General features: G+C 65.8%; 19 protein-coding genes. 12 read left to right on the forward strand and 7 right to left on the reverse strand.

Going from position 1 to position 17,620, the window contains the following annotated elements; all coding sequences use genetic code 11:
• Positions 1-112: 112 nt before the first annotated feature.
• The 7 genes from Q0799_RS14605 (at position 113) to Q0799_RS14635 (ending at position 7,109) form a co-directional block, all read left to right on the forward strand.
• A complete protein-coding gene (locus Q0799_RS14605) occupies positions 113-766 on the forward strand; it encodes a hypothetical protein (RefSeq protein ID WP_298399647.1) in 654 nt (217 codons plus the stop codon).
• Positions 759-1,814, forward strand: a complete 1,056-nt coding sequence (locus Q0799_RS14610) for a 4Fe-4S binding protein (protein ID WP_298399648.1) — start codon at positions 759-761, stop codon at positions 1,812-1,814. Before Q0799_RS14605 ends, Q0799_RS14610 begins: the two co-directional genes overlap by 8 nt.
• Positions 1,807-2,556, forward strand: a complete 750-nt coding sequence (locus Q0799_RS14615) for a sulfite exporter TauE/SafE family protein (RefSeq protein ID WP_298399650.1) — start codon at positions 1,807-1,809, stop codon at positions 2,554-2,556. The genes Q0799_RS14610 and Q0799_RS14615 overlap by 8 nt, the downstream gene beginning before the upstream one ends.
• A gap of 60 nt (positions 2,557-2,616) precedes the next feature.
• Entirely contained in the window at positions 2,617-3,270 is a 654-nt protein-coding gene (locus Q0799_RS14620) for an energy transducer TonB (protein WP_298399652.1), read from the forward strand.
• A 5-nt stretch (positions 3,271-3,275) separates the two neighbouring features.
• Positions 3,276-3,983 carry a MotA/TolQ/ExbB proton channel family protein gene (locus Q0799_RS14625; RefSeq protein WP_298399654.1) on the forward strand — a complete coding sequence of 236 codons (708 nt, stop codon included), beginning with the start codon at positions 3,276-3,278 and terminating at the stop codon, positions 3,981-3,983.
• Complete coding sequence (locus tag Q0799_RS14630; protein WP_298399656.1) at positions 3,983-4,408, forward strand: biopolymer transporter ExbD; 426 nt, start codon at positions 3,983-3,985, stop codon at positions 4,406-4,408. The genes Q0799_RS14625 and Q0799_RS14630 overlap by 1 nt, the downstream gene beginning before the upstream one ends.
• Before the next feature lie 73 nt (positions 4,409-4,481).
• Positions 4,482-7,109 carry a response regulator gene (locus Q0799_RS14635; protein ID WP_298399658.1) on the forward strand — a complete coding sequence of 876 codons (2,628 nt, stop codon included), beginning with the start codon at positions 4,482-4,484 and terminating at the stop codon, positions 7,107-7,109.
• On the opposite strand, the gene Q0799_RS14640 is transcribed toward Q0799_RS14635, so the two are convergent.
• Positions 7,082-7,711, reverse strand: coding sequence for a methyltransferase domain-containing protein (locus Q0799_RS14640; protein WP_298399660.1), 630 nt, complete (start codon positions 7,709-7,711; stop codon positions 7,082-7,084). The genes Q0799_RS14635 and Q0799_RS14640 overlap by 28 nt on opposite strands.
• The gene (locus Q0799_RS14645; protein WP_298399661.1) at positions 7,708-8,199 is read right to left on the reverse strand and encodes a thioredoxin family protein; all 492 of its coding nucleotides are present in this window, start codon (positions 8,197-8,199) and stop codon (positions 7,708-7,710) included. Before Q0799_RS14645 ends, Q0799_RS14640 begins: the two co-directional genes overlap by 4 nt.
• On the opposite strand from Q0799_RS14645, the gene hemC reads away from it, so the two are divergent.
• The 5 genes from hemC (at position 8,198) to Q0799_RS14670 (ending at position 12,415) form a co-directional block, all read left to right on the forward strand.
• Complete coding sequence (gene hemC, locus Q0799_RS14650; protein ID WP_298399662.1) at positions 8,198-9,133, forward strand: hydroxymethylbilane synthase; 936 nt, start codon at positions 8,198-8,200, stop codon at positions 9,131-9,133. The genes Q0799_RS14645 and hemC overlap by 2 nt on opposite strands.
• A gap of 2 nt (positions 9,134-9,135) precedes the next feature.
• Entirely contained in the window at positions 9,136-9,918 is a 783-nt protein-coding gene (locus tag Q0799_RS14655) for a uroporphyrinogen-III synthase (RefSeq protein ID WP_298399664.1), read from the forward strand.
• An 86-nt stretch (positions 9,919-10,004) separates the two neighbouring features.
• Entirely contained in the window at positions 10,005-10,970 is a 966-nt protein-coding gene (locus Q0799_RS14660; RefSeq protein WP_298399666.1) for a uroporphyrinogen-III C-methyltransferase, read from the forward strand.
• On the forward strand, positions 10,967-12,157 hold the full coding sequence (locus Q0799_RS14665; RefSeq protein ID WP_298399668.1) for a heme biosynthesis HemY N-terminal domain-containing protein: 1,191 nt from the start codon (positions 10,967-10,969) through the stop codon (positions 12,155-12,157). The genes Q0799_RS14660 and Q0799_RS14665 overlap by 4 nt, the downstream gene beginning before the upstream one ends.
• Positions 12,158-12,175: 18 nt before the next feature.
• The gene (locus Q0799_RS14670; RefSeq protein WP_298399670.1) at positions 12,176-12,415 is read left to right on the forward strand and encodes a hypothetical protein; all 240 of its coding nucleotides are present in this window, start codon (positions 12,176-12,178) and stop codon (positions 12,413-12,415) included.
• Between the two features lie 3 nt (positions 12,416-12,418).
• Here the strand turns inward: Q0799_RS14670 and hemF are convergent, their stop codons facing one another.
• The 5 genes from hemF to dusB form a co-directional block, all read right to left on the reverse strand.
• Positions 12,419-13,315 (reverse strand): oxygen-dependent coproporphyrinogen oxidase, encoded by an 897-nt coding sequence (gene hemF / locus Q0799_RS14675; RefSeq protein WP_298399672.1) that lies wholly within the window; start codon positions 13,313-13,315, stop codon positions 12,419-12,421.
• Between the two features lie 78 nt (positions 13,316-13,393).
• A complete protein-coding gene (gene purD, locus Q0799_RS14680) occupies positions 13,394-14,671 on the reverse strand; it encodes a phosphoribosylamine--glycine ligase (protein ID WP_298399674.1) in 1,278 nt (425 codons plus the stop codon).
• A 12-nt stretch (positions 14,672-14,683) separates the two neighbouring features.
• On the reverse strand, positions 14,684-16,276 hold the full coding sequence (purH, locus tag Q0799_RS14685; protein WP_298399676.1) for a bifunctional phosphoribosylaminoimidazolecarboxamide formyltransferase/IMP cyclohydrolase: 1,593 nt from the start codon (positions 16,274-16,276) through the stop codon (positions 14,684-14,686).
• Between the two features lie 12 nt (positions 16,277-16,288).
• Entirely contained in the window at positions 16,289-16,522 is a 234-nt protein-coding gene (locus Q0799_RS14690) for a Fis family transcriptional regulator (protein ID WP_028994262.1), read from the reverse strand.
• Complete coding sequence (gene dusB, locus Q0799_RS14695; RefSeq protein WP_298399680.1) at positions 16,519-17,547, reverse strand: tRNA dihydrouridine synthase DusB; 1,029 nt, start codon at positions 17,545-17,547, stop codon at positions 16,519-16,521. The genes Q0799_RS14690 and dusB overlap by 4 nt, the downstream gene beginning before the upstream one ends.
• Positions 17,548-17,620: the final 73 nt, after the last annotated feature.

Genomic DNA, 17,620 nt, shown 5'->3' on the forward strand with positions numbered 1-17,620 from the left:
AGAGCACGGTCGCGCCAGGTCAAGCCTGCCAGTCCAGTGGTCCGCCCTACCGTTGCTGCAGTCGCAGGGGCGGCCAAGCGAGCGGGGGGCTGTGGCCTTTCGCGTTGCCGGGATGCCAGAGGCCGAACTGCGGGTGTTTGCACCGGAAAGCCCCGGTCATTCGGTGCTGGCGGACAAGCAGGGGGATGGCTGGCAGCTGGCGGCATTGCCGGGCAGCCAGGGGGGCTATCACTGGCTGCTGGCCGAGCGGGTCGAATCCGGGAAAGTGCTGCGGGCGGCGACGATCTGGTCCTTCCCGGGCAAGGGTTCGTCGCCGCAGGGGCTGTTGCAGACGCCGCTGGCCGGGCTGGACTTGAGGCCGGTACGCGTACCTGACAAGGGCGCGTTTCGCGAGAATTCATCCTGGACGTTCCGTGTTACCTGGGAGGGACTGCCCTTGCCGGGGCAAGAAGTGCTCTTGGAAACGGAAAACGGCAGCCACCAGCGTTTCGTCAGCGGCAGCGACGGCGTGGTCAAGGTGCTGTTCCCGGCCGATTACCCTGCCGACGCCATCGATCCAGCACTCGGCGCGGTGCGTACCCGCAAGGCCTATCTGCTGTCGGTCGCCCATGAACACGAAGGCGTGCAGCACCTGAGCACCTTCAGCCAGTTCTACTCGCCGGCACTGTTGCGCGAGCGCAGTCTGATGTGGGGGGCGGTGTTTGCCGGTGTCGGCATGCTCCTGGCCGTGCCCCTGATTCGTCGTCGGGAGAAAAAGCATGCTTGAGCGTCTGCCTTCGTCCTGGAACCTGGCGCGACTGCGCTTGGTGGTCCAGTTGTTCACGTTCTTCCTGACCGTCTGGGGCAGCACCGTGCTCGGCTACTACGCGGCGGACAAGATATCGACCGCCCTGCCGGCGCTGTCCTGCGCCTACGATCAGCAGAACGGCGGCTACTGCGTGCTGATTCCCCTGCAGCACCAGATGCATCACCGGATCGGCGAGGCCCTGGTGAAGGCGCAGCAGATCTCGCAGCAGGTGCTGTTGCCGACGCTGATTTCGCTGGGCAGCTTCGCCCTGTTCTTCTTCGTGCTCGGCAAGGCCTTCTGCGCCTGGGTCTGTCCGCTGGGCACGGTGCAGGAATGGCTGAACCGCCTCGGCCGGCGCCTGAGCTTGCAGCAGAATGCCATCGCCCCGCGGGCGACGGCCCGGGTGCGCCCATGGAAATGGCTGATCCTGCTGTCGCTGGTGTTCGCCGTGCCGCTCGCCGCCGGCATGGGGGTCGCACCGCACAGCCTGGGCAATCCGTATTGCGACGTCTGTCCCTCGCGCGTGGTGACCACCCTGCTTAGCGGCAACGTCGATGAGTTCGCGGTCAACGAATCGAGCTGGCTGAAGTTCGCGCTCGGGGCAGTGGCAAACACCTTGTTTGGTTTCGTCGTCATCGCTGCCCTGGCGCTGCGCCAGCCCTTCTGTCGCATCTGCCCGATGCTGGCGATGAACGCCATGCTCCGGCACGCTTCGTTGACCCGCCTGGTCAAACGCCAGAGCGACAAGTGCGAAAAATGCGGCATCTGCCACAAGGCCTGCCCGATGGACATCCACGAAATCCATACCGAGCACGGCCGCAAGGCCTTCCACGAGGATTGCACCCTGTGCGGGCGCTGTGTCGAATACTGTCCGGACGATGGCGTGATCAGCATCCGTTTCGGCCCGTGGGCGGTGTTCCAGTCGTCGCGCAACTACTACAAGCAGCGGGTGAAAAACGAGTCGCCCAACGGCGACCCGAAACCGATCCGCTTCGTGCGCAAGAAGGACGTGGCGGATCTTGCCTGACTCGCCGGTAGATCTCTTCTCCGTCTGGCTGCTCGGTCTGGCGCTCGGCCTGACCGCGTGCACCGTCACCTGTCTGCCGTTCATGGCGACGTGGACGCTGGGGCGCGGCGGCAAGCTGCGCGACAACCTGGTCGACACGCTGTTGTTCCTGTCCGGCCGGTTGACGGCCTACAGCGCCCTGGGCGCGATCGCCGGGGCCAGCGGCGGCTGGCTGCTGGCGACCCTGGCCAGCGGTATCGGCAATTTCGTCATCGGCGTGGCCAGCCTGGGTGCCGCCGTCTGGCTGGCGGTGGCGCGCGATGCCAGTGGCACCGGGGGGTGTGCGCTGCGCCGACGAGGGGCGGGGGCTTCGCCTTTCCTGCTCGGGGTGTCTCTGACCCTGATCCCCTGCCTGCCGCTGGCGACGTTGCTGGCGAGTTGTGCGGCAGCGGGCTCGGGCTTGCAGGGTGGCGTCCATGGTGCCGTTTTCGGCCTAGGGGCGCTGATCTCGCCGATGCTGGTACTGATTCCCGCCTGCGGCGGCCTGGGACGGATGCTGCGCGAGCAGGTCGGCTGGATCGTCCCCTGGCTACGCTACTGTGCGGCGGCAGTGCTGCTGTTGCTGGGCGCCCGCCGCCTGCTTCTTGTCGATCTGTCTGTCGCGCTGGGCATGTCGCTGATTGCATTGCTGTGGTTGCTGCTACTCGAGCACCGTCGCACAATGCGGGCTGCGCGCGTGATCGTACTCAGGCAATTGGCTTGATCCGGGTTGAGCGCCGTGTCTTTTTCCGCTGCTTTCCCTTATCCGACAGAGATTCCCCTGGTGCGTCGTTCATCCGCTCCTTCTCCCGTTTCCCGCCCGCTGACCCGCTGGCTAGGCATTGCCTTCGTCCTGATCGCGCACGTTCTGGTCATTGGGTGGCTGATGGCGCAGCGGCTGTTGCCGATGCCTGACGAAGCGGTGACGCTGATGGTCAATTTCATCGCGCCGCCGGCTCTGCAGCAGGCGGCGCCCAAACCGGCGCCGAAGCCGCCTGAACCGAAGCCACTGCCCAAACAGCCGGCACAGCAACTGGTGGCGCAGGCGCCGGTGCTCAGTCCGGCCGAGCCGGTGGCGCCGCCGCTGCCCGAAGTGCCGGTTGTCGAATCGGCGCCGGCAGCACCGGTGATGCCCTTGCCGGTCGGACCGGTGGCCTTGGGCGGCGAGTTGTCGGTGGTCTGTCCCGAGCGCCGGGCGCCGGCTTACCCGCCGATGTCGCGGCGTCTGGGCGAAACCGGCAAGGTGGTGTTGCGGGTGACCTTGAATGCCCAGGGGCGGGTGGCCAAGGCGACGGTCAATCAAAGCAGCGGTTTCAACCGCCTCGACGAGGCGGCGCTGGCGGCGGTGCGCGAATGGCGGTGCACGCCGGCGCAACGCAATGGTCAGGCGGTCGAGTCGACCGCTTTGCAACCTTTCAATTTCGTACTTGAAGGATAGGGTTCATGGAGCAGTCGGTGGTGGTGGAAGGTCTGGGCTTCGCCCATTTTCTCGGGCATCTCGATGGCGTCGGGCGGGTCGTGCTCGGCCTGTTGCTGCTGATGTCGGTGGCCAGCTGGTACCTGATCGTCACCCGCTGGCTGGGAAATTTCCTGGCCCAGCGGCAGGCCGAGGCCTTTCTCCAGCGGTTCTGGCAGGGCGGTTCGCGCAGCGAACTGGCGGCGCGCCTGCACGCCGAGAAGATCGACAATGCCTTCGCCCGGCTGGCGCTCGACGCGGTCGATGCGGCCGAGGAAGCGGCGCGGGGTGAGGACAGCCTGAAGACAGCCGGCGGTCTGGCCGAATACCTGACGCGCACGCTGAACAATTCGATCGACCAGGAAGCCGCTGCCGCCGAGCATGGGCTGACGGTGCTTGCTTCGGCCGGATCGGCGGCGCCCTACATCGGCCTGTTCGGCACCGTCTGGAGCATCTATCACGCGCTGGTGCAGATCGGCCTGTCCGGCCAGGGCACGCTCGACAAGGTCGCCGGGCCGGTCGGCGAGGCGCTGATCATGACCGCACTCGGTCTGGCCGTGGCGATTCCGGCGGTGCTCGCCTACAACGCCTTCAGCCGGCGCAACCGCCTGTGGCTGGCGCGCCTGGAGGGCTTTGCCCACGATCTCTACGTGCTGCTCACCGTCCGCAACGACGGGACGGGCAGGGGCGCCTGATGGCCGGGGGCGATTTCCGCCGCTATCGCGGTCAGGCGCACGACACGCCGAAAGCCGAGATGAACGTCGTTCCGCTGGTCGATGTGATGCTCGTGCTGCTGGTCATCTTCATCGTCACCGCACCGCTGCTCACGCATGCGGTCAAGATCGACCTGCCCAAGGCATCCAGCGCGGTCAACCTGACCAAGCCCGAGCACATCGAGTTCGGGTTGCGCGAGAACGGCGAAATGTTCTGGAACGGCGAGCCGGTGACGCTGGCCGAATTGCCGGCGCGCTGCGCCGCCGCGGCCGGCCAGGAAGTGGCGCCGGAACTGCACATCCGCGCCGACCGGCTGGTGCCCTACGAGCAGGTGGCGCAAGTGATGGCAATCGCTGCGCGTTCCGGGCTGAGCAGGATCGGTTTCGTCAGCGATCCTTCCCACTAGGGGATATTCACCCTTGTGTCCGGCGGCCAGGGCCGGATAATCGGAACAACTCGGTTCGTGGATGAGGTGATGGATGGGCGAACGGCGACACATCGTTGCCCTGGTATTGCTGCCGACTTTGGTGTCGCTGGCGCTGCTCCTGTTTTTCCTGCGCGGTTCGCTGCACGAAAGGGCCGTCGAGCGTTGGGCCGAAGACAACCAGGCTTTTGTCGATGCGCTGGCGGCCAGGTTGGACGCGGAAATCGAACAGCCGCTGCAAATGCTCAAGCTGGCGGCCGGCAATCGGGCTTTCCGGCATCTGGCCGAGCGCCAGGCGATCGACCTGGCCCTGAACGGCATTCCCGAACATCTTGATCCCGAGAAACACGAGATTCTGGAGAGCCTGCGCAAGTCGGGCGGTTTCTCGGTGCTTTTCGTGCTGACGCCGGAAGGCGATCACTACATTTCGCACCCCTACAGCGTGCAATTGGCACTGCGCAAATACAATCTGGCCGACCGTCCTTATTTCCAGCGGGCAACGGCATTCAAGGAAGCCGTGGTGTCCGGCGGCTTCGTCGGTGCCGACGGCGTGCCCGCCGTGGCCATCGACGTGCCGGTGCTCGATGCCGACGGGAAGATCATCCTGCACCTGGGCGGTGTCCTGCATCTGTCCCGGCTGAGCGGTCTGCTGATCGCCGACAAGATCAATCCGTTCGAGCGGGCCGTTTTGTATGACCGGGAAGGCCGGCGGGTGGCGGACTCGCTGCATGGTACGGCGCAGGAACTGATTGTCCAGGACTTGCCGCCGGTGGCGCCGGGCATGGTCCGGGTGAACGATGCCGATGGTGAAACCTGGCTGCGGTTTACGGTCGGGCTGCGCCACGGCTGGGTGCTGTCGCTGGAACGTAGCGAGGCTTCGCTGAACGCGGCCATCGGGCCGCAGGTCTATCGGGTGATGCAACTGGTGGCGTTGATGGTGCTGGTGCCCAGCCTGATCGGCATGCTGCTCGCCTTCAGTTTCAGCCGTCGCTGGCGGCGTGCCGACCGAGCCCTGATCCTGGCCAACCAGGAGCTCGAGCAGCGTGTCAGTGAACGGACGCGAGCCTTGCAGTTGTCCGAGGCGCGTTTCCGGACCTTGTTCGAGTCCACCGGAGAGACGGTGCTGATCCTTGACGGTTTGAGGATCGTCGACTGCAATCCCGCGGCGGTGACTTTGTTTGGCGCCAACGATCAGAGCAGCTTGCTGGGCTGCACGCCGCTCGATTTCTCCCCGGAAAATCAGCCCGACGGCCAATCGTCATTAACGCTTGCCGGGGCGCTGATTGCCCGCGCGCTGGCCGGGGAAAGTCCGCGTTTCGAATGGACGCACCGGCGCATCGACAATCGCCAGCCCTTCATCGCCGAAGTCATGCTGGGGCGCATCAAGCTGGACGAGCGAGTGCTGATCCAGTGCAGCCTGCGCGACATGACGGAGCGTCGGCGCATCGATGCCGAACTCGCGGCGCACCGCGAGCGTCTTGAACAACTTGTCGAGCAGCGCACGGCCGAACTGGCGCAAGCCAAGCAGCAGGCAGAAAGTGCCAGTGTCGCCAAGAGTGCGTTCCTGGCCAACATGAGCCATGAAATCCGCACGCCGATGAACGCCATCCTGGGTATGGCCCGCTTGATCCGCAAGGGGGGGCTGAACGACGAGCAACTCGGGCAGATGAGTAAACTCGAGGCGGCCAGCGACCATCTGCTCGAAATCATCAACGCCGTGCTCGATCTGTCCAAGATCGAGGCCGGGCGGTTTACGCTGGATTCGGCGCCGCTGCGGGTGTCGGCGCTGGTTGCCAACGTGGTGTCGATGATGCAGGAGCGGGCGCGCAGCAAAGGTCTCGTGCTCGATGCCGAGGTCGCCGAAATACCCGGCAACCTGCTTGGCGACGCCACGCGGTTACAGCAAGCCCTGCTCAATTACGTCAGCAATTCGGTCAAATTCACCGAGCGCGGCAGGGTCACTATCCGGGTCGTCGTCGAGGACGACAACGGGGTGGTGGTGCGCTTGCGTTTCGAAGTCGAGGATAGCGGCGTCGGGATCAGCGAAGAGGCGCTGGGCCGACTCTTTTCTGCCTTCGAGCAGGCCGATGCCTCGATCACCCGCCATTACGGCGGTACCGGCCTGGGGCTGGCGATTACCCGCAAGCTGGCCGTGCTCATGGGGGGCGACGCCGGTGCCCGCAGTACGCCGGGGGTCGGCAGCCTGTTCTGGTTCACCGTCAGCCTGCAACGTGACCAGGCTGCCGAGGTGCAGGCCGATCTGCCGGTCGACGACGCGGAGGAAATCCTGCGTCGGGACTTTGCCGGCCGTCGCGTGCTGCTGGTCGAGGACGAGCCGATCAACCGCGAAATTGCCCTGCTGATGCTCGAAGATGCCGGCCTGGCGGTCGATCAGGCCGAGGACGGCGGGCAGGCGGTGGCCATGGCGGCGAACGGCGGCTACGACCTGATCCTGATGGATATGCAGATGCCGACCATGGACGGCATCGAGGCGACCCGGCGGATCCGCGAGTTGCCGGCGTGCCGGGAGGTGCCGATCCTGGCGATGACCGCCAACGCCTTTGCCGAAGATCGTGCCCGCTGCCTGGCAGCGGGGATGGACGATTTCATGGCCAAACCGGTCGTACCCGAGCGGCTGTACGCGATGCTGCTGCGTTACCTGTCCGCGGCTCGCTCGTCCTGACGCCGGCGCCATACCTGCCAGCGTTCGCGGCCGGCGAAGACCGGGATCGAATCGGCGACCGGGCGATCTTCGATACGCTCGAAAGCCGGCAGCAGCAGCGCGTCGAGCTGCTCCGGCTGGATGCCGAACGGTGGCCCCTTCAATTGCTCGCAGACGAAGAAATAGCCGGCCAGCAGGCCACCTGAGGGCAACAGCGCGGCCACCTTGCCGGCCCAGTCCGGCCACAGCTTGCGCGGCAGGGCGCAGAGGAAGGCGCGTTCGTAGATCAGCGTGGGCGGTGTGGCCGGGGTGTAGTTGAAGAAATCGGCGCAGACCAGTTCGACGGCGTGTCCGGCCAGTACCTCACGGGCGCGGGCGACGGCGGTCGGCGAGAAATCCAGGGCGGTGACCGGCCAGCCGGCGGCGGCCAGTCGGGTGGCTTCCCAGCCGCTGCCACAACCTGGAATCAGCGTGTTCATCGGAGTCGGCCGGACGCTGACGAAGGCGTCGAAATCCGCCGGTACGCGGCCGGCATCCCAGGGGGTGATGCCCTCTTCGAAGCGTTTGCACCAGAAATCCGGATGTTCCGGTCGTTGCGCCGCCGGTTTGTCCTGATCACTCATGGTTTGCGTTGCAGTGCACGGGTTGATTGTTCGATGGCCGCCTCGAGGTAGCTCTGGTAGAAATCCGGCAGGCGAGCGCCGACGATGGGTTCGTGGAGTTGCCGGCCGTCCGGCCCGTAAAAGGCGACGACCGGCACCAGGCGGATCTTTTCTGCGGCCGCAAAGCGGGCGTGCGTGGTGTCGCGCCCGGCGAAGTCGGTCAGCGCGGCGTTGCTGTCCTGGGCGACCTCGCGGACGACCACCCGCCCGGCGTAACGCGGATCGACCGCCAGCGGGCCGAGGAAATCGCGCTTGATGGTCTTGCAGAAGCTGCAGTCGGCCCGGCTGTAGAGAATGATCAGCGGACCGCCGGCCTTTGCCGCCTGGCGGGCCTCGGCATCAAGCCGGCTGGCCTGGACAAGCTGGGGCGCGGCGGGGGCGGTCAGGGGCAGGCATGCTAGAATCAGCGCCCCGAACAGCACGCTCCAAGACTTCCAGGATTGCCTCATGTCTGCTCCGTCGAAAATCATCATCGCCTCCCGTGAATCCCGTCTGGCCATGTGGCAGGCGGTGCATGTCCGGGATCGTCTGTCGAGTTTAAATCCCGCTGCGGAAGTTGTCATTCTCGGCATGACCACCAAGGGCGATCAGATTCTCGACCGGCCGCTGGCCGAGATCGGCGGCAAGGGGCTGTTCATCAAGGAACTCGAAGTGGCGATGCAGGAAGGCCGGGCGCACCTGGCCGTGCATTCGATGAAGGATGTGCCCATGGTGATGCCGGAAGGCTTCGTCCTGGCCGCCATTTCGGCTCGCGAAAATCCGCGCGACGCCTTCGTCTCGAACAAGTACGCCGGCCTCGACGAGCTGCCGGCCGGTGCCGTCGTCGGCACCTCCAGCCTGCGCCGTGAGGCCGTCCTGCGCGCCAAATACCCGCAACTGGTGATCAAGAGCCTGCGCGGCAATCTCGATACCCGGCTGAAGAAGCTCGACGCCGGCGAGTACGACGCGATCATCCTGGCCGCCGCCGGCCTGATCCGTCTCGGCCTGAAGGATCGGATCAAGACCGTCCTGACGCCGGAACAGTCGCTGCCGGCACCGGGTCAGGGCGCGCTGGGGATCGAACTGGTCGACGGCGATGCGGCCATGGCCGCCGTCGTCGCGCCGCTCAACGACGCCGAGACGGCGCACTGTGTCAAGGCCGAGCGCGCCTTGTCCCGTGCCCTGGGCGGTTCCTGCCAGGTACCGCTGGGCGGTTACGCGATCATCGACAACGGCCTGTTGTGGCTGCGCGGTTTCGTCGCCAGCGTCGACGGCACGCAGATGGTCAGCGGCGAAGTCCGTGGCAATCCTGCCGATGACGAGGCCTTGGGGCGCCAACTTGCCGACGTCCTGCGTGCCCAGGGGGCGGAAGCCATCCTGGCGGCACTGGACTGTCACAAGTAAGCATGAGCCCGTCCGGCCCGCTTGCCGGGCGCACCATCGTCGTCACCCGGCCGCGCGCCCAGGCGGCGCCGCTGGCCAAGATGATTGCCGCGGCAGGCGGTAATGCCCTGCTGTTTCCCCTGCTGGAAATCGCGCCGGCCGACGATGCCACCGGCCTGACCCAGGCGGCGGCGCAACTGGCGGACTATTCGCTGGCGGTCTTCGTCAGCCCGAACGCTGTCCGCCATGCCTTGCCCGTGTTGCTCGCCGGTCGGGCCTGGCCTGACGGGGTGCAGGCGGCGGCCGTCGGTCCGGGAACCGTCGCCGCGCTGGCCGATGCCGGCGTGCCCGGCTGTCTGATGCCAGCCGCACGTTACGATTCCGAGGGGCTGCTTGAGCTCCCCGAGCTGGCCGCCGACAGGATGGCCGGCCAGCGGGTCGCCATCTTCCGCGGTGACGGCGGTCGCGAACTGCTGGCCGATACCTTGCGTGCCCGCGGGGCGCTGGTCGATTGCATCGTCGCTTACCGGCGCAGCGGGCCGGCCGGCAGCTTCGACGTCCTGCTCGAAGCCTGGCGCGGCCAGCGACTCGATGCGCTGGTGGTGTCGAGCAGCGAGGCCCTGCATTATCTGGTCGCCGGCCTGGACGAGGCCGGGCGGGCTTGCCTGATGGAAACGCCGCTGTTCGTTCCGCATGCGCGGATCGCCGAGACTGCCGAGGTGCTCGGATTGCAACGCATCGTCCTGACGGAGGCCACCGACAGCGGCCTGATTGAAGGATTACTTGCTTATAATTGGTCAGCATGAACGCCGAAATTCCTTCCTCTCCCGTTTCCGATCCGGATCCCCCGCCCGTCGCACCCGCGCGGGCGAGTAGGGCCAGTGCCGTCTGGGTGCTGCCGGTTGTCGTGCTCGCCGGCCTGCTGGCCTGGCACTGGTTCGATACGCGTCAGCAGATCAACGAACTGCGCCACGGCGTCTCGCGGCAACTGGCCGATGCCGCCGTCACCTCGCGCAACGACGCGCAGATCGATCAGCAACTGTTGCAACGGGCCAAGGCGCTTGACGAGCGACTGGCTACCGTCGAACAACGACTGGCCGAAACCCGGGACCAGGAAGCCGTGCTCCAGACCCTGTTCCAGGATGTGGCCAAGGGTCGGGAGGAGGCCGAGTTGCTCGAAATCGAGCAGGCCGTGACGCTGGCGGTGCAGCAGATCCAGCTGGCCGGCAACGTGCCGGTCGCGCTGCTTGCCCTGCGTTCGGCGGATGCGCAACTGGCCCGCCTCGACAAGGCCCGCCATCTGCCGCTGCGCAAGGCTCTGGCTGCCGACATCGCCCGCCTGAACGAGTTGCCGCTGGTCGATGTGCCGGGCATCAGCCTGCGTCTGGAGCAGATCGTCGCCGGCATCGACAAGTTTCCCTTTGCCGTCCATGGTCGGCCGGTGGAAGCTGCGGTCGAAGCGGAAGCCGACGAAGCGCCGGTGCTGCCGTGGTGGCGTCTGGTACTCGCCGACCTGTGGCAGGAAACGCGCAGCATGATCCGCATCCAGCGCTTCGATCGTGAGGAGCCGGCCCTGCTGGCGCCGGGGCAGGGTTTCTTCCTGCGCGAAAACCTCAGGCTGCGCCTGCTCAGCGCCCGACTGGCGCTGTTTGCCCGCGAGCAGCGGACCTTCCGCAACGAGCTGACCGTTGCCGGCAGCTGGCTGGAAAAATATTTCTCGACCGAGGATCGTGCCGTTCAGGCTGCGATCGAGCAGATCAAGGCGCTAGCCGCCGCCGAAATCGTCATCGATCTGCCCGACCTGCGCGCCAGCCAGCAGGCCCTGCTGACCCTGCGTGAAGAAAAGGTGGCGCGGTGAGAGGTTTGTTCTGGGTCATCGCGCTGTTTGCCCTGGCGGTGGCGGTCGCGCTCGGCGCCAGCATGAACGACGGCTATGTGCTGATCGTGCTGCCGCCCTGGCGGGTCGAGGTGTCGCTCAATTTCCTGTTGCTGGCCTTGCTGCTGGCCTTTGTCGTCTTCTACGCGCTGTTGCGCGCCCTGTCGCTGACCTTCGGCATGCCCCGGCGGGTGGCCGAGTATCGCCGGCGGCGCCAGCGCGAAAAGTCCGGACAGATTTTTCAGGATGCCGTGCGTTTACTGTTCGAAGGCCGTTTCGGGCAGGCCCTGAAACGTGCCGGTGAAGCCTACGAGGCCGGCCGCGCGCCGGCGCTGGCGGCCCTGATCGCCGCGCGTGCGGCCCAGCGCCTGGGTGAGCCGAAGCGTCAGCAGGAGTGGCTGGACAAGGCCAAGCAGCAGGATGCGCGCAACGAATCGGCGACGCTGATGCTGGAAGCCGAAATGCTCAACGAAGCGCGTCGTTTCGACGAGGCGCTGCGAGTCCTGCAACGTCTGCAACAGCGCGAGGGCCGGCATATCGCGGCCTTGCGCCTGGAACTGCGTGCCCGCCAGGGCAGCGGCGACTGGGATGGCGCCTTGAAGCTGCTGCGTCAGCTGGCCAAGCGCGATGCCCTGCCGGTCGACATGGTCCGGCCTTTGGCGATCAAGGCCCATCTGGCCAATCTGGCGCGTTGCGGCGACGATCGCGATGCCCTGGTCGCCTATCTGCGCAAGGTGCCGGCCGACGAGCGCGGGGTCGAGGTCGTTCTGGCGGCTGCCCGCGGACTGGCGGCAGCGGCGGCGGATGACGAAGCGCAGCGATTGATCGAGGGCATGCTCGATCAGGCCGACGAGGAAATCTGGCAGAGCGAGCTGGTGGCCATTTACGGTCGCCTGGGCGGCGGCGACCAGATGTCGCGCATCGCCCGGGCCGAAACCTGGTTGCGTCAGCGGCCGGACCATGCCGGATTATTGCTGGCGCTGGGGCGGATGTGCGTCCGCCAGCGCTTGTGGGGCAAGGCACAGAGTTACCTGGAAGCATCGCTGTCGGTCGAGGAGACGCAGGCGGGGCATCTGGAACTGGCACGTCTGGGCGATCAGCTCGAACGGGTCGACGAGGCCAACCGGCATTACCGCGCCGCGGTACGGCCGGAAAATGGCGAAAAATAATACGCAGAGGAGCTGGAAGTGCTGAATATCGACATGCGCAAGATCTACAACTTTTACCCTGTCGAGCCGGCACCCGCGCCCGATGCCTTGCCGACTGGCGGCGACCTCTACTACGAATGCCTGGATTGCACGGTGATCGTCAATTCCGTGCCGCACATCAAGGCCGCCTGCGCCTGCGGTAATCTGCAGGGCGGCGGCGGCAAACTCGAGATCAAGGACCCGGTGCGGGTCCGGGTCGTCAAGGGCAAGCTGAAGTAAGGCTTACGCCCAGTCCTGCGGTTGCAGGAAGACTTCGTAGAGTTCGGCCTCTGGCGTGCCGGCTTCCGGCTGCCAGTCGTAGCGCCATTGGACGATGGGCGGTAGCGACATCAGGATGGATTCGGTGCGGCCGCCCGACTGCAGGCCGAACAGCGTGCCACGGTCCCAGACCAGGTTGAACTCGACGTAACGACCGCGCCGGTAGGCCTGGAAGTCGCGCTCGCGCTCGCCGTAGGGCGTGTCGCGGCGCTTCGCCAGCACCGGCAGATAGGCTTGCGTGAAGGCATTGCCGACGGCCTGGGTCAGGCTGAAGCAGCGTTCGAAACCGCCCTCGTTGAGGTCGTCGAAAAAGACGCCGCCGACACCGCGCGGTTCGTTGCGGTGCTTGAGGAAGAAATACTCGTCGCACCATGTCTTGTATTTCGGATAGACCTCGTCGCCAAAGGGCGCGAGCGCATCGCGGCAGGTGCGGTGGAAGTGCTGCACGTCCTCGCGCTGACCGTAATAGGGCGTCATGTCCATGCCGCCGCCGAACCACCAGACATCGTCCTCGCCTTCCTTGGTGGCGACGAAGCAGCGCACGTTCATGTGTGCCGTCGGGCAGTAGGGGTTGCGCGGATGCAGCACCAGCGACACGCCCATGGCTTCCCAGGCGCGGCCGGCCAGTTGCGGGCGCACGGCGGTGGCCGAGGCCGGCAGCGATTTGCCGGTGACGTGCGAGAAATTGACGCCGCCGCGTTCGAAGAAACCGCCTTCCTCGATCAGTCGGGAAATGCCGCCGCCGCCTTCGGGGCGCGTCCAGGAGTCGGTGCGGAAGGGCTGGCCGTCGAAAGCTTCGAGCTCCCCGACGATGCGGGCCTGCAGGCCGGTGAAGTAATCCTTGAGGCGGGTGGTGTCCATCTTGTCTCCGTGGGGTAAAAAAACGGGCGGCTCATTGGCTGGAATGAGCCGCCCGTCGTCATGGGGTTCAGGCCGTACTTAGCGGTTGATTGCCCGGTAACCGATGTCCTTGCGGTATTGCATGCCGTCCCAGCTGATCTGGACGGCAGCCTCGTAGGCCGCCTTCTGCGCCAGCTTGACGTTCTCGCCCAGCGCCGTGACGCAGAGGACGCGACCGCCGGCGGTGACCACCTTGCCGTCCTGGTCGGCCGTGCCGGCGTGGAAGACGTGCGCATCTTCGCCGAAGCTGTTGCCGGCCGGCAGGCCGATGATGGCATCGCCCTTTTTCGGCGTTTCCGGGTAGTTGGCGGCAGCGAGCACGACGCCGAGCGCGACGCGGCGGTCCCATTCGGCCTCGACCTGGTCGAGCGTGCCGGCGATGCCGTGTTCGAGCAGTTTGACGAAGTCGGACTTGAGGCGCATCAGGATCGGCTGGGTTTCCGGGTCGCCCATGCGGCAGTTGAATTCCAGGGTCTTGACCGAGCCGTCCTTGCCGATCATCAGGCCGGCGTAGAGGAAGCCGGAGAACGGAATGCCATCAGCCGCCATGCCGCGCACCGTCGGCAGGATGATCTCGCGCATCGCCTTGGCGTGGATTTCCGGGGTGACGCAGGGGGCCGGGGAATAGGCGCCCATGCCGCCGGTGTTCGGCCCCTGGTCGCCGTCGAAGATGCGCTTGTGATCCTGGCTGGAGGCCAGCGGCAGGACGTTCTTGCCGTCGACCATGACGATGAAGCTGGCTTCCTCGCCGTCGAGGAATTCCTCGATGACGACGCGGGCACCGGCATCGCCGAGCTTGTTGCCGGACAGCATGTCGTCAATCGCGGCGTGCGCTTCCTCGAGCGTCATGGCAACGACGACGCCCTTGCCGGCGGCCAGGCCGTCGGCCTTGATGACGATCGGCGCGCCCTTCTTGTCGATGTAGGCGTGGGCGGCAGCGGCATCCGAGAAGGTCTCGAATTCGGCTGTCGGGATGTTGTGGCGGGCCATGAAGCGCTTGGCGAAATCCTTCGAGGATTCGAGCTGCGCCGCTGCCTTGGTCGGGCCGAAGATCTTCAGGCCGCGGGCGCGGAAGACGTCGACGACGCCGGCCGCCAGGGGCGCTTCCGGGCCGACCAGGGTCAGGTGGATCTTGTTTTCTTCGGCAAAGTCGGCGAGCGCCTGCGGGTCGGTGATGTTCAGGTTTTCCAGCTCGTGCTCGCGCGCCGTGCCGGCATTGCCCGGCGCGACATAGACCTTCTGCAGGCCCGGCGTCTTGGCCAGGCGCCAGGCCATGGCGTGTTCGCGACCGCCGGAACCGATGACGAGGAGTTTCATGGACTGTCCTTGTTAGTGGCGGAAGTGGCGGGCGCCGGTGAACACCATCGCGATGCCGTGTTCGTCGGCTGCCGCGATGACTTCCTCGTCGCGCATCGAGCCGCCCGGCTGGATGACAGCCTTGGCACCGGCTTCGGCCAGCACGTCGAGGCCGTCGCGGAACGGGAAGAAGGCGTCCGAGGCGACCACCGAACCCTTGAGTTCGAGGCCTGCGTTCTGGGCCTTGATGCAGGCGATCTTGGTCGAGTCGACGCGGCTCATCTGGCCGGCGCCGACGCCCAGGGTCATGCCGTCGCCGCAGAAAACGATGGCGTTGGACTTGACGAACTTGGCGACGCGCTCGGCAAAGAGCAGGTCTTCGATCTGGCGCAGGGTCGGCTGGACCTTGGTCACCACCTTCAGATCCTTGACCTGGGCGGTGAAGTCGTCGGCCGTCTGCACCAGCAGACCACCGCCGACGCGCTTGAGTTCGAGCTTGTTCAGTTCGCGGCCGAGCGGTACCACCAGCACGCGCAGGTTCTGCTTGGCAGCCAGTGCAGCCTTGGCTTCGGCGGTGAAGGACGGGGCGATCAGCACTTCGACGAAGTGCTTGCGTTCATTCATGGCGTTGACGACGTCGATGCCGACTTCGCCGTTGAAGGCGATGATGCCGCCGAAGGCCGAGGTCGAATCGGTCAGGAAGGCTTTTTCATAGGCGCGCACCAGGGCGCTGTCGACCGCCACGCCGCACGGGTTGGCGTGTTTGATGATGACGCAGGCAGGGGCGTCGAAGGCCTTGACGCATTCCCAGGCGGCATCGGAGTCGGCGATGTTGTTGTACGACAGTTCCTTGCCCTGCAGTTGGGTGTAGGCGGCAATGCTGCCGGCCAGCGGCGTGGTGTCGCGGTAAAAGGCAGCTTGCTGATGCGAATTCTCGCCGTAGCGCAGGATTTCGGTGCGGTCGAAGGCCAGTTGCAGCTTGGCCGGGAACACCGACGGCACCGGCGCGGCGGCCTCCGGTTGGGCTTCCGCACCGTCGTCGAGGCCGGTCAGCCAGTTGGCGATCATGCTGTCGTAGCGGGCGGTGTGCGTGAACGCCTTCTTGGCCAGGTTGAAGCGGGTACCCAGTTGCAGGGCGCCACCGTTGGCCTTCATTTCGTCGAGCAGCGGCTGGTAGTCGGTCGGATCGGTGACGATTGCCACACCAGCGTAGTTCTTGGCCGACGAGCGGACCATCGCCGGACCGCCGATGTCGATGTTCTCGATGGCGTCGGCCAGCGTCACGCCGGTCTTGGCGATGGTCGCTGCGAAGGGGTAGAGGTTCACGCAGACCAGGTCGATGGTCGGGATGCCGTGTTCTTCGATGGTCGCCAGGTGTTCCGGCAGGTCGCGACGGGCCAGGATGCCGCCGTGCACCTTCGGATGCAGCGTCTTGACGCGGCCATCGAGCATTTCCGGGAAGCCGGTGTAGTCGCCGATTTCGGTGACGGCGAGGCCGGCGTCACGCAGCATCTTGGCGGTGCCGCCGGTGGACAGCAGCTTGACGCCCTGGGCGGCCAGGCCTTGGGCGAATTCGAGTACACCCGTCTTGTCGGAGACGGAAATCAGCGCTTGCTTGATGGTCATGGTGGTCCGGATTTACAGTAGTTGATGTTCGGTAAGCTTCTTGCGCAGCGTGTTGCGGTTGATGCCGAGCATCTCCGCGGCCAGCGTCTGGTTGGTGCCGGCCTTGGCCAGGACCAGTTCCAGCATCGGTTTTTCCACGCTCTTCAGGACCATGTCGTAGATTGCCGCCGGCTTTTCGCCGTCGAGGTCCCGGAAATACTGCTCCAGTGCGTTGATCACGCACCGCCCCAAGTCATGTTGGCTCATGCTGCCAACGCCTCCTCTAGTGTCTTGTTTTCTTCGTATTGCAGATGATCGTGTTCTTCCGCGTATTGCTGGAAGAACTGGTCAACGGCTTCCCGCTGCGCCTCGACGGTCGGCAGCGTGTTCATCATCTTGCGGAACGCCGCCGAGCCGACCAGACCCTTGGTGTACCAGGAGATGTGCTTTCTGGCGACCTTGACCCCCGTGTCCAGGCCGTAGAAATCGTAGAGGTCCTCGAGATGCGCGAGCAGGATCGCGTGGATCTCGGAAACCGGTGCCGGCGCCATTTTTTCGCCGGTCTTCAGATAATGTTCGATCTCGCGGAACAGCCACGGCCGGCCCTGGGCGGCGCGGCCGATCATGATGCCGTCGGCACCGGTGTGGTCGAGCACATGTTTGGCTTTTTCCGGCGTGGTGATGTCGCCGTTGGCGATCACCGGAATGCGGATCAGCGTCTTGACCATGGCGATGGTGTCGTATTCGGCCTCGCCGGTGTATTGCTGGCAGCGCGTCCGGCCGTGGATGGCGACGGCGCGTACGCCGGCGCTCTCGGCGATGCGGGCGATGGTCGGCGCGTTGCGGTTGGCCAGGTTCCAGCCGGTACGGAATTTCAGCGTCACCGGGGTGTCCGGGACGGCGGCGACGACGGCGTCGAGAATGCGGCCGACCAGGGCTTCGTCCTGCATCAGCGCCGAACCGGCCATCACGTTGCAGACCTTCTTGGCCGGGCAGCCCATGTTGATGTCGATGATCTGAGCGCCGTTATCGACGTTGTGCCGGGCCGCTTCGGCCATCATCTTCGGGTCGGCGCCGGCAATCTGCACCGAGATCGGTGCCACTTCGCCGACGTGGTTGGCGCGGCGCAGCGTCTTGGCGCTGCCGTAGAGCAGCGAGTTCGAGGTGACCATCTCGGAGACGGCCAGCCCGGCGCCCAGCTTCTTGCACAACTGGCGGAAAGGACGATCGGTCACGCCCGCCATCGGTGCAACGAAGAGGTTGTTTCGCAAGGTAAAACCGGCAAATTCCATGGGCGACGAATGGGCGCAGCAGCGGCGCCGGGCAGATCAGGGGAAGCCGCGAATTCTACCTGATCCGGCGCCT

It is taken from the genome of uncultured Azonexus sp., assembly GCF_937982035.1.
GTDB lineage: Bacteria > Pseudomonadota > Gammaproteobacteria > Burkholderiales > Rhodocyclaceae > Azonexus.